At 65.9% G+C, this 26,440-nt stretch carries 20 protein-coding genes; 4 read left to right on the top strand and 16 right to left on the bottom strand.

Annotated features, from left to right (window positions below; genetic code table 11):
• Positions 1-156: 156 nt before the first annotated feature.
• Positions 157-1,044, top strand: coding sequence for a 50S ribosomal protein L11 methyltransferase (locus tag D6B98_RS02095; RefSeq protein ID WP_126255285.1), 888 nt, complete (start codon positions 157-159; stop codon positions 1,042-1,044).
• A 61-nt stretch (positions 1,045-1,105) separates the two neighbouring features.
• Here D6B98_RS02095 and D6B98_RS02090 read toward each other — a convergent pair whose 3' ends face one another.
• Positions 1,106-1,285: a hypothetical protein gene (locus D6B98_RS02090; RefSeq protein WP_126255284.1), complete on the bottom strand. Its 180-nt coding sequence runs from the start codon at positions 1,283-1,285 to the stop codon at positions 1,106-1,108.
• Between the two features lie 186 nt (positions 1,286-1,471).
• Between D6B98_RS02090 and D6B98_RS02085 the strand changes: the two genes are divergently transcribed.
• Both D6B98_RS02085 and D6B98_RS02080 read left to right on the top strand, forming a co-directional pair.
• Positions 1,472-3,301 carry an aminopeptidase P family protein gene (locus D6B98_RS02085; protein WP_126255283.1) on the top strand — a complete coding sequence of 610 codons (1,830 nt, stop codon included), beginning with the start codon at positions 1,472-1,474 and terminating at the stop codon, positions 3,299-3,301.
• A 301-nt stretch (positions 3,302-3,602) separates the two neighbouring features.
• Entirely contained in the window at positions 3,603-4,877 is a 1,275-nt protein-coding gene (locus tag D6B98_RS02080; protein WP_126255282.1) for a multidrug effflux MFS transporter, read from the top strand.
• A gap of 185 nt (positions 4,878-5,062) precedes the next feature.
• Here the strand turns inward: D6B98_RS02080 and ligA are convergent, their stop codons facing one another.
• Positions 5,063-7,210, bottom strand: a complete 2,148-nt coding sequence (gene ligA / locus D6B98_RS02075; protein ID WP_164718328.1) for an NAD-dependent DNA ligase LigA — start codon at positions 7,208-7,210, stop codon at positions 5,063-5,065.
• 117 nt (positions 7,211-7,327) lie between these two features.
• Between ligA and D6B98_RS02070 the strand changes: the two genes are divergently transcribed.
• On the top strand, positions 7,328-7,615 hold the full coding sequence (locus tag D6B98_RS02070) for a GIY-YIG nuclease family protein (protein WP_126255281.1): 288 nt from the start codon (positions 7,328-7,330) through the stop codon (positions 7,613-7,615).
• 93 nt (positions 7,616-7,708) lie between these two features.
• Here D6B98_RS02070 and recN read toward each other — a convergent pair whose 3' ends face one another.
• From recN to mraY, 14 genes are all read right to left on the bottom strand, one after another.
• Positions 7,709-9,397, bottom strand: coding sequence for a DNA repair protein RecN (gene recN / locus D6B98_RS02065; RefSeq protein ID WP_126255280.1), 1,689 nt, complete (start codon positions 9,395-9,397; stop codon positions 7,709-7,711).
• A gap of 13 nt (positions 9,398-9,410) precedes the next feature.
• Positions 9,411-10,301: an outer membrane protein assembly factor BamD gene (locus D6B98_RS02060; RefSeq protein ID WP_126255279.1), complete on the bottom strand. Its 891-nt coding sequence runs from the start codon at positions 10,299-10,301 to the stop codon at positions 9,411-9,413.
• A 244-nt stretch (positions 10,302-10,545) separates the two neighbouring features.
• Positions 10,546-11,508, bottom strand: coding sequence for a UDP-3-O-acyl-N-acetylglucosamine deacetylase (lpxC, locus tag D6B98_RS02055; protein WP_126255278.1), 963 nt, complete (start codon positions 11,506-11,508; stop codon positions 10,546-10,548).
• 361 nt (positions 11,509-11,869) lie between these two features.
• Positions 11,870-13,672, bottom strand: coding sequence for a cell division protein FtsZ (gene ftsZ / locus D6B98_RS02050; protein WP_126255277.1), 1,803 nt, complete (start codon positions 13,670-13,672; stop codon positions 11,870-11,872).
• Positions 13,673-13,759: 87 nt separating this feature from the next.
• Positions 13,760-15,082 carry a cell division protein FtsA gene (gene ftsA / locus D6B98_RS02045; protein WP_126255276.1) on the bottom strand — a complete coding sequence of 441 codons (1,323 nt, stop codon included), beginning with the start codon at positions 15,080-15,082 and terminating at the stop codon, positions 13,760-13,762.
• Complete coding sequence (locus D6B98_RS02040) at positions 15,079-16,107, bottom strand: cell division protein FtsQ/DivIB (RefSeq protein ID WP_126255275.1); 1,029 nt, start codon at positions 16,105-16,107, stop codon at positions 15,079-15,081. The genes ftsA and D6B98_RS02040 overlap by 4 nt, the downstream gene beginning before the upstream one ends.
• 350 nt (positions 16,108-16,457) lie before the next feature.
• On the bottom strand, positions 16,458-17,444 hold the full coding sequence (locus tag D6B98_RS02035; RefSeq protein ID WP_164718399.1) for a D-alanine--D-alanine ligase family protein: 987 nt from the start codon (positions 17,442-17,444) through the stop codon (positions 16,458-16,460).
• 129 nt (positions 17,445-17,573) lie between these two features.
• Positions 17,574-18,491 carry a UDP-N-acetylmuramate dehydrogenase gene (gene murB, locus D6B98_RS02030; protein WP_126255273.1) on the bottom strand — a complete coding sequence of 306 codons (918 nt, stop codon included), beginning with the start codon at positions 18,489-18,491 and terminating at the stop codon, positions 17,574-17,576.
• Positions 18,492-18,627: 136 nt separating this feature from the next.
• On the bottom strand, positions 18,628-20,031 hold the full coding sequence (gene murC / locus D6B98_RS02025) for a UDP-N-acetylmuramate--L-alanine ligase (protein ID WP_126255272.1): 1,404 nt from the start codon (positions 20,029-20,031) through the stop codon (positions 18,628-18,630).
• 219 nt (positions 20,032-20,250) lie between these two features.
• Positions 20,251-21,081, bottom strand: coding sequence for a class I SAM-dependent methyltransferase (locus D6B98_RS02020; protein WP_126255271.1), 831 nt, complete (start codon positions 21,079-21,081; stop codon positions 20,251-20,253).
• A gap of 86 nt (positions 21,082-21,167) precedes the next feature.
• Positions 21,168-22,268, bottom strand: a complete 1,101-nt coding sequence (gene murG, locus D6B98_RS02015; protein WP_126255270.1) for an undecaprenyldiphospho-muramoylpentapeptide beta-N-acetylglucosaminyltransferase — start codon at positions 22,266-22,268, stop codon at positions 21,168-21,170.
• Positions 22,269-22,384: 116 nt separating this feature from the next.
• Positions 22,385-23,536 carry a putative lipid II flippase FtsW gene (gene ftsW, locus D6B98_RS02010; protein WP_126255269.1) on the bottom strand — a complete coding sequence of 384 codons (1,152 nt, stop codon included), beginning with the start codon at positions 23,534-23,536 and terminating at the stop codon, positions 22,385-22,387.
• Positions 23,537-23,772: 236 nt separating this feature from the next.
• On the bottom strand, positions 23,773-25,173 hold the full coding sequence (gene murD / locus D6B98_RS02005) for a UDP-N-acetylmuramoyl-L-alanine--D-glutamate ligase (protein ID WP_126255268.1): 1,401 nt from the start codon (positions 25,171-25,173) through the stop codon (positions 23,773-23,775).
• A gap of 100 nt (positions 25,174-25,273) precedes the next feature.
• Positions 25,274-26,377, bottom strand: coding sequence for a phospho-N-acetylmuramoyl-pentapeptide-transferase (gene mraY, locus D6B98_RS02000; protein WP_024339539.1), 1,104 nt, complete (start codon positions 26,375-26,377; stop codon positions 25,274-25,276).
• Between the last annotated feature and the right edge of the window lie 63 nt (positions 26,378-26,440).

Genomic DNA, 26,440 nt, shown 5'->3' with positions numbered 1-26,440 from the left:
AAGACTCGCCTCCGTTTCAATTCCAAGCTGTGTTGGCTTAATTCAACACCCGAGAATGTACGGGGCGCGGCCTTCGGCCGGGTTAACCCGGGGACTGCAACTTGCGCGGAAAATTGGCGGCAAAAATCCCAAAAATTCAACTCAACGGAACCCTGAATGCAGCCTGCTCCAACTCATCGCGCCAGCTTTTCGATCGGCAGCGAGGCCGACGCCCGGCGCGTCGTCGACGTGCTCACCGAGGTGTTCTTCGAGGGCGATGCGGCGGTCGCCGCCTTCGAGCGGCCGGACGGACAATGGGACGTCACGCTCCATTTTGCCGAGGCGCCCGATCACGCATGGTTGCGCGAACTCATTGCAACATCAGCAGGAAATGAGATCGCCGCGACGCTCACCTTCGACATTGTCGAGGCCAAGGACTGGGTCAGGGCCAGCCTGGAGGATCTCGTCCCGGTCCCGGCCGGCCGCTTCGTCGTGCACGGCAGTCATGACCGCGACCGCGTGGCGCCGAACAAGCTCGCGATCGAGATCGAGGCGGCGCTCGCGTTCGGCACCGGCCATCACGGCACGACGCATGGCTGTTTACTACTGCTTGACCATGTTCTGAAGAGTTCCCGCCCGAGGAACCTGCTCGACCTCGGCACTGGGACCGGCGTGCTGGCCATCGCTGCGGCAAAGGCGCTGCATCGCGCCGTGCTCGCCTCCGACATCGATCCGCCCTCGGTGCGGGTGGCTTCCGAGAACGCCTGGCTGAACGAAGTTGGCAACCATGTGCGGGTGATCCGCGCGACCGGCTTCGCCGCGCCGGATTTTGGACGAGCCGGCCCGTTCGACCTGGTGCTGGCCAACATCCTTGCCAATCCGCTGAGGCAATTGGCGGGGCCGATGGCACGGCATCTCGCGCTAGGCGGACACGTCATCCTCTCCGGCCTGCTGACGCATCAGGCCCCCGCCGTGATCGCCGCCTATCGCGCCCGCGGCCTCGTGCCGTTGAGGCATCTGCGGATCGAGGGGTGGAGCAGTCTGTTGCTGCGGAAGGTGGGATAGCCAGCACAGGCGCCGTAGGCGGGCCAAGCGACTTGTCCGCCCTACGGCATCAGCAATGCCGCTACTCCGCCGGCTTCTCGTCGCGGTGCGCCGTACGCTCGACCTGCGACGCACGCTTGGCGCGGCGCTCGGCGATGCGGTTGATCATCTGGCTGATGACGCTGCGCGGCTTCTTCGGTGCCGCCTCCGTCGGGGCTCGGCGCGCCGGCGGCGAAATCTTCTCAAACGTGAATGCTGGCATCGTGTGTCCCCTCGCCGTTGAGATGAACCACCTGCTCGAATTTCGCTGTCATCCGGACGAAGCGCAGCTGCCGCATCCTTTACTCCACTCAATTCAAGTGGAACCATTCAAGCACAGTCCATGCCAGATGCGACGTAAATGCGTCCAGATTGCGGACTCGTCCCCATGATCCTAAAGTGATCCACTATGTTCGAAGCACACTTCCAGACATTCGAGGAGCCGGAGGCCGGCGTCGCGTTGACGGCACGGCTGGCCGCATTTCGCGAAGAACTCGCCCGTCGCAAGCTCGCCGGCTTCGTCGTTCCGCGCGCCGATCAGCAGCAGAACGAATATGTGCCGCCGTCGGAAGAACGGCTGGCCTGGCTGACCGGTTTCACGGGCTCGGCGGGATTCGCGGTGGTTCTGACGCAGGAGGCCGCATTGTTCGTCGACGGCCGCTACACGCTTCAGGCCGCCAAGCAGGTCGATGCAAAGGCCTGGGTGGTGGAATCGCTGATCGACCCGCCGCCGGAGAGCTGGGTGTCGGCGCATCTGAAAGCCGGTGACCGCCTCGGATTTGATCCGTGGCTGCACACTTTTGCGGCAGCTGAGCGCCTGTCTGCCGCCTGCGCCAAGGCCGGCGCCGAGCTGGTTGCCGTCGACAGCAATCCGATCGACGCGATCTGGCAGGACCGCCCGCAGCCGCCGCTCGCCCCCGTCGCCGTGCACGGGCTCCAGCATGCCGGCATCTCGGAAGCCGAGAAGCTGACGCAGATCAGAAGCGAGATCGGCAAGCTCGGCGTCGACGCGCTGGTGCTGTCCGACAGCCACGCGGTCGCCTGGACCTTCAACATCCGCGGCGCCGATGTCGCCCATACCCCGCTGCCGCTGTCCTATGCGCTGGTGCCGAAAGACGGACGTCCCACCATCTTCATCGATAACCGCAAGCTCTCCAACCTGACGCGCGACCATCTCGAGCAGTCCGCCGACGTGCGCGAGCCCGACGCGATGGCCCCGACGCTGATGGCGCTCGCCAAAAGCGGTGCGGCGATCGCGCTCGACAGCGCCACCGCGGCCGACGCGCTCAGCCGGCTGATTGCGGGCGCCGGCGGCAAGCCGGTGCGCGGCAGCGATCCGATTGCGCTGCTCAAAGCGGTCAAGAACGCGACCGAGATCAAGGGGACGCAGACGGCGCATCGGCGCGACGCCCTGGCACTGGCGCGCTTCCTGGCGTGGGTCGACCGGGAAGCGCCAAGCGGCAAGCTCACCGAGATCGACGCGGTCGAGGCGCTGGAGACGTTTCGCCGCGACACCGGCGCACTGAAAGACGTCTCGTTTCCGACCATCTCCGGCACCGGCCCGAACGGTGCCATCGTGCACTACCGCGTCACGCGCAAGAGCAACCGGCGCATCGCGCCCGGCGACCTCCTGCTGATCGATTCCGGCGCGCAGTACGAAGACGGCACCACCGACGTCACCCGCACCATGGCCGTGGGCGAGCCCACGAACGAGATGCGCGACCGCTTCACCCGCGTGCTGCGCGGCCATATCGCGATCGCACGCGCGGTCTTCCCGGACGGCACCACCGGCGCGCAGCTCGACACGCTGGCACGGCAATATCTCTGGGCCGCCGGCGTCGATTTCGAGCACGGCACCGGCCACGGCGTCGGCAGCTATCTCTCGGTGCACGAAGGGCCGGCGCGCATTTCGAAGCTCGGCACCACGCCGCTGAAGCGCGGCATGATCCTCTCCAACGAGCCCGGCTACTACAAGACCGACGGTTTCGGCATCCGCATCGAGAACCTCGAGCTGGTCGTCGCCGCCGATATCAAGGGTGCCGAGAAGCCGATGAACGCGTTCGAGACGCTGACCTTGGCGCCGATCGACCGCCGGCTGATCCACGCCGCGATGCTGAGCAAGGATGAGCTCGACTGGCTCAACGCCTACCATGCGCGCGTCCGCTCCGAGGTCGGGCCGGCGCTCGACGAGGCGACCCGGGCCTGGCTCGATCAGGCCACGGCGGAGCTGAAGGCGTAGCCGCATAGCACTGCGCGATTTGCGCAACGCTGCATCCCCAACACAGCTGTCATTCCCTGCGAAAGCGGGGAATCCAGTACGCCGCGCCCGCTCGGGTCAACCGCGACCGTCTCGGCGTACTGGATCGCCCGGTCAAGCCGGGCGATGACACCGAATTTGTGGCGTGAGGATCGTGCCCAATGGGTCGCCTCACGCCGTTATTATAACCATCCCGGAATCCGTATAGCCGCATTCCGAAATGCCGATATCCGCCTTGCGTAACGACGTTACAGTCGGTTCGAATTCAACGAGACGAACACGCATGCACGGCATCATCAGCAAGCCTCCGGAAGGGACGCGCAACCTCGCGACATCGCGCGGGGTGCTGCTGCTGCTGGTCGTGATGACCGGGATCGCGCCGATCTCGCTGTACATCCTGGTTCCGGCGCTGCCGGTGCTGGCGACGAATTTCGGCAGCGACATCTCCATCGCGCAGATGACGGTGTCGCTCTACATGGTCGGCATCGCGTTGTCGCAGCTGATCATGGGACCGCTGTCCGACCGGTTCGGGCGGCGCCCCGTGCTGCTCGGAGGGTTGGCGCTGATGGTGGCGGCCAGCGTCGCCTGCATCTTCGCCGAAACCCTGCCGCAGCTGATTGCAGCCCGCTTCTTTCAAGCCCTGGGCGGCGCTTCCGGCATGGTGATCAGCCGCGCCATCATCCGCGACATCTATGAGCGCGACCGCGTCGCCTCGATGATCAGCCTGGTGGTCGCGGCGCTGATGATCGGACAGATGGTTTCACCGCTCACCGGCGGCCTGATCGAGACGGCGTTCGGCTGGCGCGCGATCTTCTACGCCATCACCATCGCTGCCATCATTGTCGCCGTCGGCATCGCATTGACGCTGCCCGAAACGCGTCGCAGCCGCGCCGGCGGCGGCGGCTTCCGTGGCGACGTCGGCATCCTGATCAAGAGCCGCGCCTTTGTCGGCTATGTGATGTGCCAGGTGCTGGCCTCTCAGATCATCTTCACCTTCGCGGGCGGCGGACCTTATATCGTGGTGACGCAGATGGGCCGGTCCAGCGCCGAATACGGCGCCTGGTTCGCGACAACGGGGTTTGCATTTCTCGTCGGCAACCTGCTCTGCGTGCGCTTTGCGCCCAGGCATTCGCTGGAGAAGCTGATCTGGTTCGGGCTCGCACTCCAGCTCTGCGGCAGTCTGCTGAACCTGCTGTGGAGCTTTACGGGGTGGAACGAGGCCCCAAGCTGGCTGTTCGGCACGCAGATGATCGTCATGGTCGGCAACGCCTTCGTGATGGCGAATTCCGCCGCCGGGGCGATCAGCATCCGTCCTGAAGCGGCCGGCACTGCCTCAGGCGCGATGGGCTTCCTGCAACAGGGCATCGGCGCGCTGATGTCGCAATTCGGCGCCTATCTCGGCGGCCACTCCGCAACGACGCTGCCGCTGACCTCGGCGGTGCTCGCGATCTCGGTGCTCTGCGCCTGCGTGATGGTCTTCGTCGTCCCCCGCCGCGAAGTGACAGTGAGCGAGGCGCTGATCGAGCAGGCGGAGGAGGACGAGAGCGGGATGATGTGAGGGAGGCAGCGCGCGCGTTGCCCGTCCCCTCTCCCCTTGTGGGAGAGGGTGGCTCGCCGCGATAGCGGCGAGACGGGTGAGGGGTTTCTCTCCGCGCAGATCGCTCTCAATCGAGTTTGTGGATGCAACCCCTCATCCGGCGCTTCGCGCCACCTTCTCCCACAAGGGGAGAAGGAAAAAGAACCTCACTCCCCGATCAGCTTCAGCCATTCGTCCTCGGTCAGCACCTTGACGCCGTGCTTGTTGGCCTCGGCGAGCTTCGAGCCCGCACCGGGACCGGCGACGACGAGGTCGGTCTTCTTCGACACCGAGCCCGACACCTTTGCCCCTAAACGCTCTGCCGTGGCCTTGGCCTCGTCGCGCGTCATCTTCTCCAGCGATCCGGTGAACACCACCGTCTTGCCGGCGACGGCCGAATTGCTCTTCGGCTTCTCGGCGTCGACGATCTCGACCTCCCTGGTCAGCCGCTCGACGATGCCGCGATTGTGGCTCTCGCCGAAATAATCGGCGATGCTCTTGATCACGGTGTCCCCGATCTGGTCGAGCGCATCCATCTCGGCCATCGCCTCCTCGTCACCCTTGGCGACCTTGAGGCAGGCATCGTGGAAGGCATCCCAGGAGCCGTAGCCGCGCGCCAGCGCCAGCGCCGTGGTCTCGCCGACATGGCGCATGCCGAGCGCATAGACGAAGCGCTCCAGCGCGATTCTGCGCCGGCTCTCGATGGCGCCGAACAGATTGCGCACCGAGGTCGCGCCATAGCCCTCGACCTCTTCGAGCTTGAGCCTGGAGTTGCGCTTCTCCAGCGTGAAGATGTCGGCGGGCTCCTTGACCCATCCCTCGTCGAAGAAATACTGGAGCTGCTTCTCCCCGAGACCGTCGATGTCGAAAGCACGGCGCGAGACGAACAGCTTGAGGTGCTCGATCTTCTGATAGGGACAGGCGAACTCGCCGGTGCAGCGGGCGCGCGAGCCCTCCTCGCCCGCCGCCGTCTCCTCGCGCACGACGTCGGTGTGCAGCGGGCACGGGCACTTCTTCGGGAAGTGGAATTCCTTGGCGCCCTTCGGCCGCTTGTCGAGCACGACATCGACCACCTGCGGGATGACGTCGCCGGCGCGCTGGATCACGACGGTGTCGCCGATCCTGACGTCGCGCCCCTCGCGCAGCACCTCGCCCTTGTTGCCGATGCCCTTGATGTAGTCCTCGTTGTGCAGCGTGACGTTCTGCACGATCACGCCGCCGACGCCGACCGGCTCGAGCTTGCCGACCGGCGTGAACGAGCCGGTGCGTCCAACCTGGATCTCGATGTCGCGCAGCACCGTCATGGCCCGCTCGGCCGGGAATTTGTGCGCGATGCCCCAGCGCGGCGTGCGCGAGACGAAGCCGAGACGCTCCTGCCAGTCGATGCGGTCGACCTTGTAGACGACGCCGTCGATGTCGTAGTCGAGACGCGCGCGCTGCTCCTCGATCGCATGATGGAAGGCGAGCAGTTCCTCGACGGAATGACAGAGCCTGGTCAGCGGATTGGTCTTGAAGCCGCAGCGCTCGAACCAGGCGATCATGCCGCTCTGCGTATCCTCCGGCATCGCGCTCATCTGCCCCCAGGCATAGGCGAAGAAGCCGAGGGGGCGGGAAGCGGTAATGGTGGGATCCTTTTGCCGGAGCGAGCCGGCGGCCGAGTTGCGCGGGTTGGCAAAGATGGTGTCGCCTGCCGCCTTCTGCCGCTCGTTGAGCGCGAGGAAGGCCTTCTTGGTCATGTAGACCTCGCCGCGGACCTCGCAGATCTCGGGGACGTTGCGGCCCTTCAGCTTCTGCGGCACGTCTTCGAGCGTGCGGATGTTGGCGGTGACATCCTCGCCCACCGCGCCGTCGCCGCGCGTCGCCGCAGTGACAAGCTCGCCGCCTTCATAGCGCAACGACATCGAGAGGCCGTCGATCTTCGGCTCGGCGGAGAAATCGACCTTGTCGTCATCGAGCTTCAGGAAGCGCACGATGCGGCCGACGAAGTCGCGCACGTCCTCTTCGGCAAAAGCGTTGTCGAGCGACAGCATGGGAACGGAATGCCGCACCTTCTTGAAGCGCCCCGATGGCGCGGCGCCCACCTTCTGCGAGGGCGAGTCCGCGCTGACGAGCTCCGGGAAACGCTTCTCGATGGCGTTGAGGCGCTGGCGCAGCGCGTCATATTCGGCGTCGGTGACGGTCGGCGCGTCCTCCTGATAATAGCGCTCATTGTGCCCCTCGATCTCGAGCGACAACCGCATGTGCTCGACCTTGGCCTGGGCCTTGGTGAGATCGGCGACGTCGCGAAGCGGTTTCGATTTTGCTGCTCTGGCCATTATACTTAAGATTGCATCTCGTCGTTCCGGGATGGTCCGAAGGACCAGACCCGGAACCTCGAGATTCCGGGTTCGCACTTCGTGCGCCCCGGAATGACGAAGTCGTGGGAGGGGCTCATGGCGTATTACGTCTATATTCTAGCAAGCCGACGAGATGGGGCAATCTACGTTGGCATTACCAAAGATCTTGTGCGTCGCGTCCACGAGCATCGAATCAAGGCCGTCCAGGGCTTTACGGCCAAATACAACATCACGCAGCTTGTTTGGTTCGAGGTCTACGACGATCCGATCTCGGCGATCTCACGCGAGAAAGAGCTCAAGAAGTGGAAGCGGGCCTGGAAAATCCAGCTGATCGAGAAGGACAATCCAAACTGGGATGATCTGTATGAGTCGATCTGCAATTGAGAGAGTCATTCCCCGATGGTCCGAAGGACCAGATCCGGAATCTCGAGATTCCGGGTTCGATGCTTCGCATCGCCCCGGAATGACGGCGAAAACTTAAGCCGTGGCCGCCTTCAGCAACCTCTCCGCAGCCGCCCTCGCCTCTGCCGTGATCTCGGCGCCGGCCAGCATGCGGGCGATTTCCTCGCGGCGGTGGTCGGCGGCGAGCGCATTGACGCGGGTGGCGACGCGCTTGCCCTTGTCGAGGGCGTCCTTGGAGATCAGCAGATGCTGGTCGGCGCGGGCCGCGACCTGCGGGGCGTGGGTCACGGCCATCACCTGGACCTTCCCGGCAAGACGCGCGAGGCGCCCGCCGATGGCGTCGGCGACCGCACCGCCCACGCCGGTGTCGATCTCGTCGAACACCAGCGTCGGCGCCGAACCGCGGTCGGACAGCACGACCTTGAGCGCGAGCAGGAAGCGCGACAGCTCGCCGCCGGAGGCGACCTTCATCAGCGGCCCCGGCTTGGTGCCCGGATTGGTCTGAACCCAGAACTCGACGCGGTCGAAGCCTTGCGGCCCCGGTGCGGCCTCGTCGGTCTCGACCTGGGTCATGAACTTGGCGCGTTCGAGCTTGAGCGGCGCGAGCTCGGCGTTGACGGCCTTGTTGAGCTTCTCGGCCGATTTCTGCCGCGCCAGCGACAGTTTCGTGGCGGCGGCGGCATAGCGGCTATCTGCCTCGATCGCGGCCTGCTCCAGCTTCTTCAATTGCGAGGCACCGGCGTCGATCAGCACGACGTCGGCGGCATATTTGGCGGCGAGCGCGGCGAGCCCGTCGACCGGCGTCGAATATTTGCGGGAGGCGGCGCGCAATGCGAACAGCCGTTCCTCGATGCGTTCGAGCTCGGCCGGATCGAAATCGGTTGCGGCCAGCGCGGCCTGGAGATGCTGGTCGGCCTCCTCCAGCGCGTTGATCGCGGCGTCGATCGCCTTCACGGCAGGCTCGACCAGGGCCGGCGAATTGACGCCGCGGCGCTCCAGCCGGCGCACCGCGGCCGAGAGGGCCGCGACCGGCGAATGGTTGCCGCCGACCGCCTCCTGCGCCTCGCGCAGATCGGAGGCGATCTTCTCGCCCTGCATCATGGTGCTCCGGCGATGGGCAAGTGAGGTCTCCTCGCCGTCCCTGGGCGCGAGCTGCTTCAGCTCGGTGGAGGCATGACGCAGATAATCGGCCTCGCGCGCGGCGCGCTCCATGCCGGCGCGATGCTCCTCCAGCGCGGTGTTGGCGGTCCGGCGTGCGTCCCAGAGCGCCTCGACCGCGGCGACGTCCTTCTCCAGGCCGGCGAAGGCGTCGAGCAGGCGACGATGGGTGGCGGCATCGACCAGCGCGCGCTCGTCGTGCTGGCCGTGAATCTCGACCAGGGCGGCGCCGACCGCCTTCAGCGTCTGCACGCTGATCGACTGGTCGTTGATGAAGGCGCGGGTGCGGCCATCGGCGAGCTGCACGCGGCGCAAGATCATCTCGCAAGATTCTTCAACGCTCGTGTCGTCCAGTCCGTTCTCGGCGAGGATCTTCGCCGCGGGGTGATTCTTGGGGACATCGAACACGGCGGTGACCTGCCCCTGCTCCGCGCCGTGACGCACGAGGCCGGCATCGCCGCGGCCGCCGAGCGCCAGCGCAAAGGCATCGAGCAGGATGGATTTGCCCGCGCCGGTCTCGCCGGTCAAAACCGCGAGGCCCGCCGCGAATTCGATATCGAGCCGTTCGATCAGGACGATGTCGCGGATCGATAGACGCGCCAGCATGGAACCAAATTTCCTAGCCGAGGCCCATCTTCTTGAAGGTCTTGCTGATCCAGGACCCCTGATTCTCGCTCGGCTCGAGACCGCCGGATTTTACAAGATTATAGGCGTCCTTGTACCAGCGGCTGTCAGGAAAATTGTGGCCGAGCACGGCCGCCGCGGTCTGCGCTTCCCCGACGATGCCGATCGCCATATAGGCTTCGGTCAGCCGGTAGAGTGCCTCCTCGACATGACGGGTGGTCTGATACTGGGTGACGACGGCCTTGTAGCGGTTGATCGCCGCCGTGTAGTCGCGCTTCTGCGCATAGTAGCGGCCGACGTTCATCTCCTTGCCGGCGAGCTGATCGCGCGCACCTTCGATCTTGGCCTTGGCAGACGTTGCGTATTCCGAGTTCGGATATTTGCGCACCACCTCTTCCAGCGCGGCGATCGCCTTCTCGGTACGGGTCTGGTCGCGGCTGATGTCCGGGATCTGGTCGTAGTGAGAAGCCGCGATCAGATATTGCGCATAGGCCGCATCCGGACTGCCGGGATGCAGTGTGACGTAGCGGGTGGCCGCGCCGATGCAGCCGTCATAGTCGCCGCCCTGGTAGGACGCATAGGCGGACATCAGCAGCGATTTACGGGCCCAGTCGGAATAAGGATGCTGGCGGTCGACCTCTTCGAACTTCTTGTTCGCCGCCTTCATGTCCTTCTTCTCGTTCATGAGGTACAGGCCCTCATTGTAGATCTTGTCGGCGGGCTCCTCGACGAAGGTGTCGTCCTTGGCGGTGAACTTGTCCCAGAGCGCGCCGGTGCCGCAGCCGGCCAGCGGCAGCGCGAGCAGCATGAAGGTGACGGCCTGAAGCAGCCCGCGAGCTCGCAAGGAGATCGAGAAATATCCGCGCGTCATACGCTGTGCCGACATGAGTTTAAGCCCTGACGCCCTGTGATGCGGTGCCCGCCGGCCCATGACCCCGTCACGGGCGCGATATGGTGCCGTGGTGCCTGCCATGCGACCACGCCGATGGATCCGAAAAGCGATCTCTAACCAACCGGATAGGGAGGCATTTCGCCCGGATTAAGGCGAACTTGCCGCAATCCTAGCCGATCATGGTTACCAGGAGTTTCCCGGGGGGCGCCGCGGCCAAAGGCCCGCGGCAACAGCCTGTTCAGGACACGTCCGGCCCGTAGGCCGCCGCGACCCGGCCGCCGACGATACCGCGGCCGACTTCGCCCACGGGACGCGTGGTACGGCGGACCGCCTCGCCCTCGACCACCCGCCAGGCGGTCCGGTCAGCCAGCAACGCGGTCAGGACGGCGTGGTTGAGCTTGTGGCCGCCCCGCACCGAGCGGTAGGCGCCCAGCAGCGGCAGGCCGGCCAGCGAGAGATCGCCGATCACGTCCAGCACCTTGTGGCGGGCGCATTCGTCGGCGTAACGCAGGCCCTCGGTGTTGAGCAGCCTCTCGTCGTCGAACACGACGGTGTTGTCGAAGGAGGCGCCGAGGGCATAGCCCGCGCTCCAGAGCCGCGCGACATCGGACATCAGACCGAAGGTCCGGGCCCGGCCGACTTCGCGGCGGAAACGTTCCGGGCTGAGGTCGAAAGTGTAGCTCTGCTGGCCGATGACGGGATTGGTGAAGTCAATCTCGACCTCGACGCAGAACCCATTGGCATGGGGCCTGATTTCGCCGAAGGAATCGCCGATCTTGACCGAGATCGGCTTCAAAACCTGAATGAAGCGGCGCTGTGCCGGCTGGGTCACGATGCCGGCCTGGTCGATCGCCGCAATGAAGGCCGCGGCGCTGCCGTCCATGATCGGCACTTCCGGACCGTCGATCTCGATGGTGGCGTTGTCGACCCCCATACCCCGCAGTGCAGCAAGCACGTGCTCGGCAGTGGAGACCAGCGGACCGCTGCGGTCGCCAAGGACGGTGGCGAAGTCGGTCGCGATCACCTGATCGGCCGTCGCCTGAACTTCGCGATCACTTCCCTCGAGGCCTGTCCGGATAAAAACAAAACCCGCGTCGACAGGCGCGGGCCCAAGCGTGAGAGTGACGGGAAGACCGGAATGAACGCCCACGCCTGCCACGGAGGCTTGCGCACCAAGCGTTGTTTGCCGGCTAAATTTCATCAGGAACCCGCCCCACTACGACCCACTGCGACTTATACGAGACCACTTGTCCGGCCAGTGCCGGCGCTCGCGAATCCGTATCCCCAAGTCACGCCAAACCATAATCACTGCCTCAAACAGCGCCAACTCACGCTTTTTTACCGATTGTTACCCCAAACCCGCCGTATTCGCGCCAAGGCTTAACCAAATTGCGCCGAGCTTTTGGGCCGCTGCCGGCAATTCTACCGAACATCCGAATGCGTGATTAATGATTTAAAATCAGTTGCTTGGCTGCGCAATCCGGACATGCACGGGACAAAAGGAAAGGTCCCGGCAAGCTTGTTGCCGGGACCTTTTTTGGTCTGCCCTATTGTAACAATCCTCAGGTCGCCTGCCGTCGCAGGAAGGCCGGGATATCAAGATGGTCGTCGCCCTGTGGCGCCGGCGCAACAGGCGCGGGACGGCCATGCATGTCCAGGCCCTGCGGAGCGGGCCGACGGGCATACTCGGATACCGGTTCACTCGATGCGATCTGCTGCGCCACGGACTTCTGCGGACGGCGCTCGGGCAGCGGCGGCATCGCGGGGCCGGCGGTGCGGGCCGCGACCGGCGGCTCGCTTTCCTCGTCGCGACGGCCGAGGCCGACATTGGCGAGGCGCTGCAGCAACGACAGGCGGCTCTTCTGCGGCGCCTCCTCCTCGACCTCACCGCGAGCCTGGCGAATCTCGGCCTGGGCCGGCATCGGCAACTCGTCGATGCGCGGCATCCGCGGCGCACGGACCGGGCGCTCGGCCTGCGGCGGGATGAAGGTCTCGGGCGTCATCGGCTCCTGCATCGCGACCGGGGCCTGCTCGGGCTCCGGAAACAGGGTCGGCTTCTGCGCGATCGGGCGCACGGTGACGTCGCCGTAGGTCTGCATCGGCGCCGGGGACTGCGGAACGTCGGCAACGGCAGCCGCGATGGCGGCGAGCGCGGCGCGCTCGACGTTCGGACGGGGCGCCATCGGCGCGGCACCGGCCTGAGCCTGGCTTGAGGCCGGGATCTGCGCTTCCAGCTTCTGGGCGCGCTCGGCCATGCGCTGATTGTCGGCGCGGAGCCGCGCGGTCAGGTCGGCGAGACGGCTCTCGGCGGCCGCGGCCGGAGCTGCGGGCGCCTGCTGCGCCTGCGGGGCCGGGTTTGCGACGGGGGCGGAGGTGGCCTGGCTGTTGCGGGCGATCGCGGCCTGCTCGATGCCGGTGGCGACGACCGAGACGCGGATCAGGCCATCGAGCGCTTCGTCGAAGGTCGCGCCGACGATGATGTTGGCGTCCTGGTCGACTTCCTCGCGGATGCGGGTGGCGGCTTCGTCGACCTCGAACAGGGTGAGATCCTTGCCGCCGGTGATGGAGATCAGGAGGCCCTTGGCGCCCTTCATCGAGCTATCGTCGATCAGCGGGTTGGCGATCGCGGCTTCCGCGGCGGTCAGCGCGCGCTTGTCGCCGGAGGCTTCGCCGGTGCCCATCATCGCCTTGCCCATCTCGCGCATGACGGCGCGGACGTCGGCGAAGTCGAGGTTGATGAGGCCTTCCTTGACCATCAGATCGGTGATGCAGGCGACGCCCGAATAGAGCACCTGGTCGGCCATCGCGAAGGCGTCGGCGAAGGTGGTCTTCTCGTTGGCGACCCGGAACAGGTTCTGGTTCGGGATGATCAGGAGCGTATCCACGACCTTGTGCAGCTCGGCGATGCCGGCTTCAGCGGTGCGCATGCGGCGGCCGCCCTCGAAGTGGAACGGCTTGGTGACGACGCCGACGGTGAGGATGCCCATGTCGCGCGCGGTCTTGGCGATCACGGGAGCAGCGCCGGTGCCGGTGCCGCCGCCCATGCCGGCGGTGACGAACACCATGTTGGCGCCCGAGAGATGGTCGCGCAGCTCGTCGATCACCTCTTCCGCCGCGGCGGCGCCGACGTTCGGCTGCGAACCGGCGCCCAACCCTTGCGTGACCGCGGTGCCCATCTGCACGATGCGCTGCGCCTTCGACATCGTGAGGGCCTGCGCGTCGGTGTTGGCGACCACGAAGTCCACGCCCTGAAGGCCGGCCGTGATCATGTTGTTGACGGCGTTGCCACCGGCGCCGCCGACGCCGAACACGGTGATCCGGGGCTTCAGTTCGTGAATATCAGGAACATTGATGCTGATGGTCATGGTTGCCTCTCGATCACGCGCGCGTGGGTTCGCCCCGGCCGGCGGCCGCGGGAGTTGGTGAAAGTCGGGAATTGCGGAAATGAATCATCAGAAGCCCTCGCGTAGCCATCGTCCGACCTTTCCGAAATAACCGCCGGTCCCTGTCTTGACCTGGTGCCGCGTATGCCGCGGTTCGACATGTTCGAGGTGAACATATTGCGGGTAGACGAGGAGTCCGGCCGGCACCGCAAACGCGGCGTTCTTCGCCTCGTTGGGCAGCCGGCCGAAGCCGAGCGGACGTCCGACCCGCACGGGCCGGCCGAGAATCTGGGTGCCGAGCTCGACGAGGCCGGTGAGCTGCGAGGCTCCGCCCGAGAGCACGACGCGGCCGTTGGGCTCTGAGGCGAAGGGCGAATCCTTCAGCTTGTCCCGAACCATTTCGAAGACTTCCTCGGCACGGTGCTTGACGATGTTGGCGATGGTGGCGCGAGAGACGATCTGCGGCAGATCCTGCTCGTCACCGGCTGTCGGCACAGACATCAGCTCACGCGAGTCCGATCCGCCGGTGATGACGGTCCCATATAACGTCTTGATTCGCTCGGCATCGGCAATGGTCGCTGAGAGTCCGCGCGCGAGATCCATCGTGATGTGTTGCCCGCCGACCGCAAAACCCGCCGCATGCACGAAACGGCCGCCTGAATAAACGGCAATCGTGGTGGTGCCGGCGCCCATCTCGACGACGGCAGCGCCGAGATCGGCCTCGTCGTCGGTCAGCACCGACAGGCCGGCGACATAAGGGCTCGCTGCCATGGCTTCGACATTGATGTGGCAGCGTTCGACCGCCAGCATCAGGTTCCGCGCCACGGTGGCGTCGCAGGTGACGACGTTCATGTCGACGCCGAATTGATGGGCAACCATGCCGCGGGGGTCGCGGATGCCCTTGACGCCATCGAGCGTGTAGCCGACCGGCAGCGCATGCAACACGGTGCGGCCCTCGCCGGTGGCATGACGCATGCCGGTGGAGGTGACGCGGCTGACATCGGCCTGGGTCACGGCACCACCCCGGATGTCGGCGGCGGCTTCGACCAGCTGGCCGGAAAGCCGGCCGCCGGAGACCGAGAGCAGCACGGACTCGACCCGCACCTTGGCCATCTTCTCCGCGAGCGCGACGGCCTGGCGCACCGCCTGCTCGCATTCACCGAGATCGATCACCGCGCCGGACTTCATGCCGCGCGACTGGATCTGGCTGTATCCGATCAATTCCACCGCATGGGTGCGGCCGCGCAGCGCCTCGCTCGGCGGCGACGGCTTCAGCCGCGCGATCATGCAGGCGATCTTGCTGGTGCCGATGTCGAGGCAGGCGACGAGGCCACCGCGCTTGTGCGGCATCTGGCGCGTCTTCGGCGTCTGGGTGCGATCGAGACCGGTCATGCGGAATCCCCGGCCTTCTTTTTCTTCTTGTCCTTGAACAGATCCTCGCGCGCCTTGGCGGCGTCCTCGGACAGCTGCACCACCAGCCGATCGGGCAGGCGCATGTCGACGGCGACGATGTCGCGGGAGAACAGCCTGTCCTCCTTGTCGAGCCTGGACAGCATCGCGAGCGCGTTGCCGACGTCCTGCTCGGGCAGACGGATGTCGAGGCCGTCCTTGAGCCTCAGATTCCAGCGCCGCTCGCCGACGTAAATCGCGGCTTTCGTCACCGCATTGACCTGCGGATAGCGCGCCAGCAGCGCCAGGAAATCGCGGGCCTGAGTCTCGGCGCCCTTGCCGACCACGAGCGGCAGCGACAGGAAGCGGCGAGAGACGTAAGGTTCGAGCACGGCGCCGTCATCGGCGATGACCGAGAGCCGGCCGGCCTCCTGCCACAGCGCGAACGCCTTGCGCTCGGTGAGCTCGATCATGAGTTGGCCCGGATAGAGCTTCAGCACGGTTGCATCCGCGATCCAGGGATTGGCCTTGAGCTTGTCGCGCACCGCGTCGGCGTCGAGGAACAGCAGGGACGACCGGCCGCTGACGCCGCCGATCGCCAGGATCTCGTCCTGGGTGAGCTGCTTGCGGCCGTTGATCACGACGGAGGTGATGCGGAAGCCGGCGGAATTGGCCAGCGCGTTGCGGGCATCGCTGACCGCGGTGATGAAATCCTGGAGATGGCCGCCCTTGACGATGCCGAAGCCGCAGCTGCCGATCAGCAGCAGCACGGTCATGCTGATCCCGACCCGGCGCGGCAGATAGCGCTCGACCAGCGCGACCACACGCGGCGGCGGCTCGCGCTCGACGACGGCCTTGGCTCTGGCCTTGGTCTTGATCTTGTCCTTGGCGGCGGCGCGCGCCTCAGCGCGCTTGTCCTGCAGCCACTCGCGCAGAAGCACGACCGCTCCGACAGCGGCCGCCCTCAGGTCAGCTTGGGGCCTCAGCGATCTCAGAAGGGACCGGGTGAGGCTTCCTGCTCCATCCATTGCACGAGCTCGTCAACAGTTTGCCCGCGACATCGCGCGGATCCTGGCGAACATGACGTCCTGGACGTGCCGGGCCGGGTGCTGGTCTTCAGCAGAAGAAAACCTCTCCCCTTCAAAGCGTTCGCTGGAGGTGACATCACCCGCGACAGCTCACGCGCCGGCAGCCAAAGCGCCATATGCGCCGCCAGCGTTAACCTTCGGACGTCCTGGTAAACAAAAGGTAAAATTCGTTAACGACGTGCGCATTTTGCCCCGTTATGTGAGGCTGTTATGCCGCGATATCCGGCATTTTACCGGTTTTGGGCGCCAAACCGGCCCGTTTCGCCGATCCGGCCGTTAACCAGTCCTAATTATTTCCGCACGCCCCGCTCCGCGAGCTCCACCAGGTCGCGCAGGAAGTCGACGAATGCGATGCCCTCGGCTTTCAGCGCCTTGGGGTAGAGCGAGGACTTGGTCAGCCCGGGCAGCGTGTTGGTCTCGAGATAGACCAGGCCCTTGTCCGAGACGATGAAGTCCGACCGGGAATAGCCGGTGCAGGACATCGCGCGGTGCGCCAGCATCGCCTGCGCCTTCAGCGCAGCGGTGATCTCGGGCGCGAAACGGCCGGGGCAGATCTCCTGGGTCGACTTCAGGAGATATTTTGCGGCGTAATCGAAATTGCCCTCGCCCGGAATGATCTCGATCGGCGGCAGCGCCATGATGGAGCCATCGGTGCGCTCCAGCACACCGCAGGTCGCCTCGACGCCGGCGATGTAGGGCTCGATGACATAATCTTCGTGCTTGGCCGCGTTCCGGACGGCGACGAGATCCTGCTTGGCGTTGACGAAGATCAGGCCGTAGCTCGAGCCGTCGCGCGCCGGCTTTGCGATCAGCCTGCCGTATTCGGCAAAGGCCTCGTCGATATTGTCGAGCGCAATGTTTGCCGGCGGCGTCACGCCGCCGAGCGCGGCAAACCGCTTGGCCGCGAACTTGTCGAAGGCAAGATGCGAGGAGGCCGAGCCCGAGCCGGTGAAGGGCACGCCGCGCGCCTCGCACATCACCTGCAATTCGCCGTTCTCGGCACGCCCGCCATGCAGACCGAGCACCAGCACGCGCCCCTCGGCCTTGGCCTGGTCGAGCGCCTGCTCCAGCGCAATGCCCGATGTACCCGGCTTGAACTCGTCCTCGAAGGGGCGAGCATGTTCGAGCAGTTGCTTGGACTGCACGACATGCACCTGGTCCTCGACGTCCCACCACCAGAGATCAGCCTCGGGCAGCGCCAGATGCAGCGCCTGGGCCGAGGCAACCGAGACCAGACGTTCCCGGTTGGAGCCGCCGAAGAGGATGGTGATGCGCATGGTCATAGCCCGAAATCTCTCTATTTCGTCATTCCGGGGCGCGACGAAGTCGCGAGCCCGGAATCCATTTCTCCACCGGCTCTGCGGCCCAATGGATTCCGGTTTTCGCGAGCCCCGGAACGACGGTGATCATGAAACCCCGATCCGCTTGATTTCCCAATGTAGCTCAATTCCGGAATTTGCCTTCACCCGTTCGCGCACCGTCTCGCCCAGCGTCTCGATGTCGTGCGCGGTGGCATCGCCGGTATTGATCAGGAAATTGCAGTGCATCTCCGAGACCTGCGCGCCGCCGACACGCAGGCCCCGGCAGCCGGCGGCGTCGACCAGCTTCCAGGCGGAATGGCCCGGCGGATTCTTGAAGGTCGAGCCGCCGGTCTTCTCGCGGATCGGCTGCGCGGTTTCGCGATGGCTTTGCACCTCCGCCATGCGCGCGCGGATCGCCTCCGTGTCCCTGATCTCACCGCGAAAGCGCGCGGAGGTGAAGATGATGGAAGGATCGACGCCGCTGTTGCGGTAGACAAATTTCATGTCGGCATTGGAGAACACGTGCTTGGTGCCGTCGCGCCCCACACCTCTCGCTTCGATCAGCACGTCCTTGGTCTCGCCGCCATTGGCGCCCGCGTTCATGCGCAAGGCGCCGCCGATCGTGCCGGGAATGCCGAAGTAGAATTCGAGCCCGCCGATATTGGCGGAGGCCGCCACCTCCGCCACCCGCTTGTCGAGTGCGGCCGCGCCCGCGGTGACGACATCGCCGCTCGCGCTCACCTCACCAAAGCCGCGCGGCGCCAGGCGGATCACGATTCCCGCGATGCCGCCGTCGCGCACGATGAGGTTGGAGCCGACGCCGACGACATAGACCGGGATGTCGGGAGAAAGATGCGCGAGGAAGTAAGCGAGATCGTCCTCGTCCGCCGGCGTGAACAGCGCTTGCGCCGGGCCGCCGACGCGAAACCAGGTGAGCTCGGCGAGCGACTGGTTGGCGAGCAGCCGGCCGCGCAAGTCTGGCATCGCGGCTTTGAGTTCGGGCGTGATGTCGGGGAAGGTCATGCCGCAAGCCCCAAGCGAAGTCGGAGTTTGTGGCTACCCCTCTCCCCAACCTCGAGAGCGAGCTTCGCTCGCCTCGAGGGTAGGGAGGGGGGTAGCCACACGGGCGGTGCTCGACGATGACGCGACATTCGCTCGATCACCCCAACGCCTTCAATTCGCCCGGTAGCGCATACGCCCATTGCGTGATGTTGCCGGCCCCGAGGCACACGACGAGATCGCCGGACTTTGCCAGTCCCTTGACGATGGCCGCGAGGTCCGAAGCCGCCGGCAGCGGGATCACCTCGCGATGCCCATGCGCGCGCAGACCTTCGACGAAATGGTCGCGGTCGATGCCCTCGATCGGCGCTTCGCCGGCGGCATAGACGTCGGCCACGATCACCGCGTCGGCGTCGTTGAAGCAGGTGCAGAATTCCTCGAACAGCGATTGCAGACGGGTGTAACGATGCGGCTGCACCACGGCGATCACCTTGCCGGTGTAGGAATCGCGCGCCGCTTTCAGCACGGCTGCGATCTCCACGGGGTGATGGCCGTAATCGTCGATGACAGTGACGCCGTTCCACTCGCCGGTCTTGGTGAAGCGGCGCTTGACGCCGCCGAAGCCGGCCATCGCCGTGCGGATCGCCTCGTCCGACACACCGAGCGCATGCGCGACCGCAATCGCCGCCGTCGCGTTGGAGGCGTTGTGCCGGCCCGGCATCGGCAGCGCGAGATCGGCGATCTCGTGCATGGTGCCGGCCTTGCGGTCGCGGATCACGACCTTGAACTTCGAGCCGCCGCCGCCCGCGGTGAGATCGACCAGCCGCGCATCGGCCTGCGGATTCTCGCCGTAGGTGATGATGCGGCGATCCTCGATCTTGCCGACGAGACTCTGCACCACGGGATGATCGATGCACATCACGGCAAAGCCGTAGAACGGCAGGTTCTCGACGAAATGGCGGAAGGCGTCCTGCACGGCCTCGAAGGTCTTGAAGTGGTCGAGATGCTCGGGGTCGACATTGGTGACGATCGCGACATCGGTCGGCAGCTTCAGGAACGTGCCGTCGCTCTCGTCGGCCTCCACCACCATCCAGTCGCCGGCGCCTAGACGCGCGTTGGAGCCGTAGGCGTTGATGATGCCGCCGTTGATGACGGTGGGATCGAGCCCGCCGGCGTCGAGCAGCGTTGCAACCATCGTCGTCGTGGTGGTCTTGCCGTGGGTGCCGGCGATGGCGACGCAGCTCTTCAGCCGCATCAGCTCGGCCAGCATCTCGGCGCGGCGCACCACGGGAATGCGACGTTCGCGCGCCGCCATCAGTTCCGGATTGTCGCGCTTGATCGCGGTGGAGACCACGACCACCTCGGCGCCGTCGACATTCTCGGCCTTGTGGCCGACCGAGACCTTCGCACCCTTCTTGCGCAGACGGTCGAGATTATAATTGTCGGAAGCGTCCGAGCCCTGCACGGCATAGCCGAGATTGACCAGCACCTCGGCGATCCCGCTCATGCCGATCCCGCCGATCCCGACGAAGTGGATGGGTCCGATCTCGCGCGGCAATCTCATGGCTGTATCTCTGTCTATTCCGGCTGCGGCCGCAACATCGCCCCTGTCGTGGCCGGCCAGCGGCGAATCTCCTCCACTTCATGCAAGACCGGGCGGATCGGGACAAGCCCGGTGCGGCCTCCAAACGAGGTAATTTCCCGCTTGGATGCCCCATTTTGGCCGGTTTCGCGGACCGCGAGGCCCGCGCTCGGAGCACGGGGACCCAAGTCGCCGCTTCGGTCAGAGGGAGCCGGTTCGCGCGGCCGCCTCATCCTGGAGATCGAGCACGCGAAGATAGTTGCGCAGGCGATTGGCCTCGAGCGCGCCAATGAGCTTGTTCTGATGATACGGCAACAGTAGATCGGCGAGCGGCGCGCTCCACGACGCGTCCAGATCGAAGATCACGCCGAGCCCGAATACGGCCGGGACCTCTGCAAAGCCGAGCTCGCGGCCGCCCCTGAGCGCCTCGGCCAGAAAGTCGTCGATCGCCGTCATCACGCCGTTGCGCGCACCGCCGGAGACCTCGGCAAACGCGAACTGGCCCATGCCGCGAAAGCCGCGCCCTTTGACGAGGGCTGCCTGACCGGGAACCGCGCCGGCGTCGAAGCTGTAGGCATGGCGATATTCGGGCGGAATTCGCTCGGGCGCATAGTAGAAATCGCGCCGCCCACACGGCCAGCCGATGTCGTGCACAAAGACCAGAAGCGGCTTGCCGGCGCGACGGCTGATCGCATCGATGTGGCCGAGCTCGTTGTAGACCGTGTACCAGTTGTGATCGCCATCGACGACCCAGGCATCGGCTTCGTCGACATCGGCGAACGCCTCCAGGCTCGTTTTTGCAAGATGGCGAACGTCCGGACTGATCTTCAGCCACTCCATGAATTCGTGCTTCGGCGCGGGATCTATGGCGGTGAGGCGGCCGCCGCGCCCACGACAATGCGCGGCAAGAAAAGGCGACATGCCACCATATTCCGAGCCGATCTCGACGATCTCGCGCGCATCCGCGAGCATGAGCGCCTCGAGGACCAGATCGGAAAACTCCGCGAGGGAGTGAATCAGCAGGCCTGCCACCAACAAATCCTCCGCCGGGCACGAACGTGCCGCGCGTGCGACCATCGAGCCGAGCGACCCATGTGCAAGCTTGAACGGCGCGGAAGCTAAATTCCGGCGGTCTTCATCACGAGGTCCGCAAGCCTCTCGGCCGCATCGAGTCGCCCTGCCCCCTTCGCGGCCGCAGCCATGACGGTAAGGCGCGCGGGCTCGGCGGCCAGACCGGAGATTTCCGACGCCAACCGGTCGGACGTGAACTCGGTCTGCGGGATGCGGATCGCGCCATCGACCTTGACCAGCACGCCGGCATTGGCGAACTGGTCCTGGTCGATCGAGCCCGGCAACGGCACCAGGATCGAGGGCCGGCCGATCGCCGCGAGCTCGGCCACCGTGCCGGCGCCGGAGCGCGATACCACAAGGTGGTTGGAGGCGAGCCGCGCCGGCAAATCGGTGAAGAACGGTGCGAGCTCGGCCTTGATCTTGAGCTTGTCGTAGACGGCGCGCACGCGGCTCATGTCCTCTTCGCGCACCTGCTGGGTGAGGACGAGGCGGCTCCATAGCGCAGGCTCGAGCCGCTCGATCGCACCGGGCACGATGTCGGCCATGATGCGCGCGCCCTGGCTGCCGCCGACGACGAGCAGGCGCAGCGGGCCGTTCACCTCGGGCGCGGCATATTTCACCGCCGCGGCCGCGAGGATCGCCGGCCGCATCGGCGTGCCGACGGTCGTGGTCTTGCCCGCCAGCGCGGGATCGCGGTCGAGCACGCCGGGCAAGGAGGTTGCGATGGCGCGGACGCGGCTCGACAGGAACCGGTTGGCGCGGCCGAGCACCGCGTTGGCGTCGTGGATGATCCCGGGCACGCCGGCGAATTTCGCCGCGACCAGCGGCGGCAGCGTCGGATAGCCGCCGAAGCCGACGACCGCGACGGGCTTCAAGCGCTTGATCAGGGCGTAGGCCGACAGCGTGCCGGCCGCGAGCGTCAGGCCGGCATAGGCGAGCTGCAGCGGATTGCGGCCGCGCGCGGTCTCGCTTGCCACGACGTCGATCATGTCCTTGCTGAACAGCCCGCTGTAGCGCAGCGCGCGCTCGTCGGTGACGAGGCGGACGCGATAGCCGCGCCGGATCAATTCGACACCGAGCGCCTCGGCCGGAAACAGATGGCCGCCGGTGCCGCCCGCGGCGAGAAGAATCAGGGGGGAGTTGTCCATGGTGAGGGGGGTTTTACAGCCTATCCTCCGTCATTGCGAGCGTAGCGAAGTAATCCAGAATCCCTCCGCGGAGACAGCCTGGATTGCTTCGTCGCTTCGCTCCTCGCAATGACGAGCTAGGCGTAGCTGCGCATCGCCTCGGCGTGGCCGCTGGCTTCGACCTCGGTGCGCGGGCGCAGCCGCGTCAGCGCCAGCATCATGCCGACGCCATAGGCGAGCGACACGATCGAGGAGCCGCCATAGGAGATGAACGGCAGCGTCATGCCTTTGGCGGGGATGAGCTGGAGGTTGACCGACATGTTGATCGCCGCCTGCACGCCGAACAGAATCGCAAGACCCGAGGCGGCGAAGCGCGAGAACATGTCCTCATTGGCATAGGCGCGCGACAGCGTGCGGATCACGACGAAGGCGAACAGCGCCAGCATGGCCAGGCACAGGATGATGCCGAACTCCTCGGCGGCGACCGCGAACACGAAGTCGGTGTGGCTGTCCGGCAGGCTGCGCTTGGCGATGCCCTCGCCCGGTCCGAGCCCGAACCAGCCGCCGTTGTAGAAGGCCTCCATGGCGGTATCGACCTGGAAGGTGTCGCCGGAGGCCGGGTTCATGAAGCGCCTGATGCGCCCCGCCACGTGCGGGACGAACAGATAGGCGCTGAACAGGCCGGCGGCGCCGAGACCTGCGAGGCCGAACACCCAGATCATGCGCATGCCCGCGATGAAGAACAGCGAGCCCCACACCATCAGGACCAGCATGGTCTGGCCGAAGTCGGGCTCCATCACCAGCAGCGCGACCAGCATCAGGAGCAGCACCAGCGCCATCGTGGTCGCCGGCATCTCTGGCCGCCTGGTCGATTCCGCGAACAGCCAGGCGGCGATCACGACGAAGGACGGCTTTGCGATTTCGGACGCCTGGATGTTGACGCCGAGCAGCGTGATCCAGCGCCGCGACCCCTTCACCTCCGGGCCGATGGCGAGCGTCAGCACGATCAGGACGATGCTGGCCGCGAAGATGATCAGGGCCGAGCGGCGGATCGCGCGCGGCGACAGGAAGGACACCCCGAGCAGCACGATGCAGGACGGCAGCAGGAACAGCACGTGGCGGCTGAAGAAGTGGAAGGGCTCGAGCCCGATGCGGGTCGCAACCGGGGGGCTCGCCGCCAGCGACAGGATCACCCCGGTCAGCATCAGCGCCACGATGGCGCCCATCAGCGGCTTGTCGACGGTCCACCACCACTCGGAAAAGGGGGTGCGTTCTTCACGGGAGAGCATGGGCGACCGCTTTCGGACAGAGGTCCGTCCATTGGTCGCCGAGGTTGGTTACCGGGGGGTTAAGAAATCGTGGATGTTTGGAGATGATCTCCCCTGCCGCCGCGAGACACAGTGTCATGCCCCGGCTCGGCCGGGGCATCCAGTACGCCGCGGCCCCTCGGTTCAATCACAACCGACTCTGGAATACTGGGTCGCCCGGTCAAGCCGGGCGACGACAGTGGAAATCCCGGTGTGCCCTACACCACCGGCTTCACGCCCGGCAGCGCCTGCACCAGTTCGCGGAACTTGGTGCCGCGGATCTCGAAGTTGCGGTACTGGTCGAAGGAGGCGCAGGCGGGCGAGAGCAGCACGACGGCATCGTTGAGGCCAGAGGCTTCCGCATCGCGCGCGGCGTGCTCGACGGCGACGTCGAGGGTGTGGCTGATCTCGTGCGGCACCTGCGCGCCGAGCGTGCCGGAAAATTCCGGCGCGGCCTCGCCGATCAGATAGGCTTTCCGGATGCGCGGGAAGAAGCCAGTCAAACTGGTGATGCCGCCGGCCTTGGGCTTGCCGCCCGCGATCCAGAAGATGTCGGCAAAGGAGGACAGCGCGTGCGCGGTGGCGTCGGCGTTGGTGCCCTTGGAATCGTTGACGAACAACACGTTGCCGCGGCGGCCAACCTGCTCCATGCGGTGCGCAAGGCCGGGAAAGCTGCGCAGGCCGTTCTGCAGCACCTCCGAGCTGATGCCCATCGCGAGCGCGGCGGCGGCGGCGCAGGCCGCGTTCTGCGCGTTGTGCTGGCCGCGCAGCGAACCGATGCCGCCGAGCGCGGCGACCTCGCTGCGGGCGCCGCCCGCGGTGCGCACGATATTGCCGTGCTCGACATGGATGCCTGACGCCAGCGGGTTCTTGACGGAGATGCGCACCACGTTCTTGCCGGCACGGTCGAGCCGGTCGGCGATGTCGCGGCAATAGCCGTCGTCGACACCCACGATCGCGGTGCCGCCGTCCTGCACGCCGGCAACGAGGCGCTCCTTCACAGCGGCATAATGTTCGATGGTGCCGTGACGATCGATATGGTCCTCGCTGACATTGAGCAGGATGCCGACGGAGGGATCGAGCGAAGGCGTGAGGTCGATCTGGTAGGACGACATCTCGATGACGTGGACGCGGCCCATGCGCGGCGGCTCCAGCGACAGGATGGCGGTGCCGATATTGCCGCCCATCTGGGTGTCGTAGCCGGCGAACTTCGTGAGATGCGCGATCAGCGCCGTCGTGGTCGACTTGCCGTTGGTGCCGGTGATGGCGACGAACGGCGCGTCCGGCGCATGGCGCCGCCGCTCGCGGCAGAACAGCTCGATGTCCCCGATCACCTCGCAGCCCGCCTCGCGCGCCTTCAACACGCTCCAATGCGGCACCGGATGAGTCAGCGGCACACCGGGCGCCAGCACGAGGGCTGCGAAATCCGCCCAGGACACGCTGCGCAGATCGGCGGTGATGAAACCAGCCTGCGCGGCCTTGGCGACGTTCTCGGCATTGTCGTCCGCGGCGATCACCTCGGCGCCGCCGGCCTTCAGCGCGTGGCAGGAGGCGAGCCCCGAGCCGCCGAGGCCGAACACCGCGACGGTCTTGCCGGCAAAGGAGGTGACCGGGATCATGATTTCTTCTCCGTCATTCCGGGGCTCGCGAAGCGAGAACCCGGAATCTCGAGATTCCGGATCGCCGCTCCGCGTCGTCCGGAATGACGATCTTGGACCATCACCGCAGCTTCAGCGTCGACAGGCCGGCCAGCGCCAGCATCACCGAGATGATCCAGAAGCGGATCACGATCTGCGGCTCGGTCCAGCCGAGCTGCTCGAAATGGTGATGGATCGGCGCCATCCGGAAGATGCGCTTGCCCGTCAGCTTGAACGACACCACCTGCACGATGACGGAGACCGCCTCCAGCACGAACAGGCCGCCGATCACCGCGAGCACGATCTCGTGCTTCACCGCGACCGCGATCGCGCCCAGCATGCCGCCGAGCGCGAGCGAGCCGGTGTCGCCCATGAAGATCGAGGCCGGCGGCGCGTTGAACCAGAGGAAGCCGAGGCCGGCACCCAGCAGCGCGCCGCAGAGCACCGCGAGTTCGCCGGTACCGGCGACATATTTGATCTGGAGATAGTCGGCGAACACGGCATTGCCGGCGAGATAGGCGATCATCGCGAAGCTCGCGGTCGCGATCATCACCGGAACGATGGCGAGGCCGTCGAGGCCGTCGGTGAGATTCACCGCATTGCCGGCACCGACGATGACGAAGGCGCCGAACACCACGAAGAACCAGCCGAAATGCAGCACGGTGTCCTTGAGGAACGGGATCGTCAGCGCGGTCGAGGCGGGATCGCGGTTCAGCCGCACCAGCGCGTAGCAGGCCACCAGCGCGATCACCGCCTCGATCAAGAGGCGAAGCTTGCTGCCGAACCCGGTCGTGGTCTGCTTGGTCACCTTGAGGTAATCGTCATAGAAGCCGACGAAGCCGAAGCCGAGCGTCACCGCCAGCACGATCCAGACATAGGGGTTGAGCGGATTGGCCCACAGCACGGTGCCGACGGTGAGGCCGGACAGGATCATCAGCCCGCCCATCGTGGGCGTGCCCTTCTTGGCGAGATGCGATTGCGGACCGTCGGTCCGGATCGGCTGGCCTTTGCCCTGGCGGATGCGCAGATGGTCGATGATCCAGGGCCCGAACAGGAACACGAACAGCGCGCCGGTGACGACGGCGCCGCCGGTGCGGAAGGTGATGTAGCGGAAGACGTTCAGGAAGGTGCGAACGGCACCGAAGCCCGGAAATGTGTTGGAGAGCTCGATCAGCCAGTAAAACATTCAATCGGTCCTATGGCGCCAATGCGCGCGGTTTTGGCCTGGATCTTGGCTTCAACGTGCCTC

Source organism: Bradyrhizobium sp. LVM 105 (genome assembly GCF_003957705.1).
Lineage (GTDB): Bacteria > Pseudomonadota > Alphaproteobacteria > Rhizobiales > Xanthobacteraceae > Bradyrhizobium > Bradyrhizobium frederickii.
The sequence above is the reverse complement of the archived record's forward strand: the minus strand, read 5'-3'. Positions and strand labels throughout refer to the sequence as shown.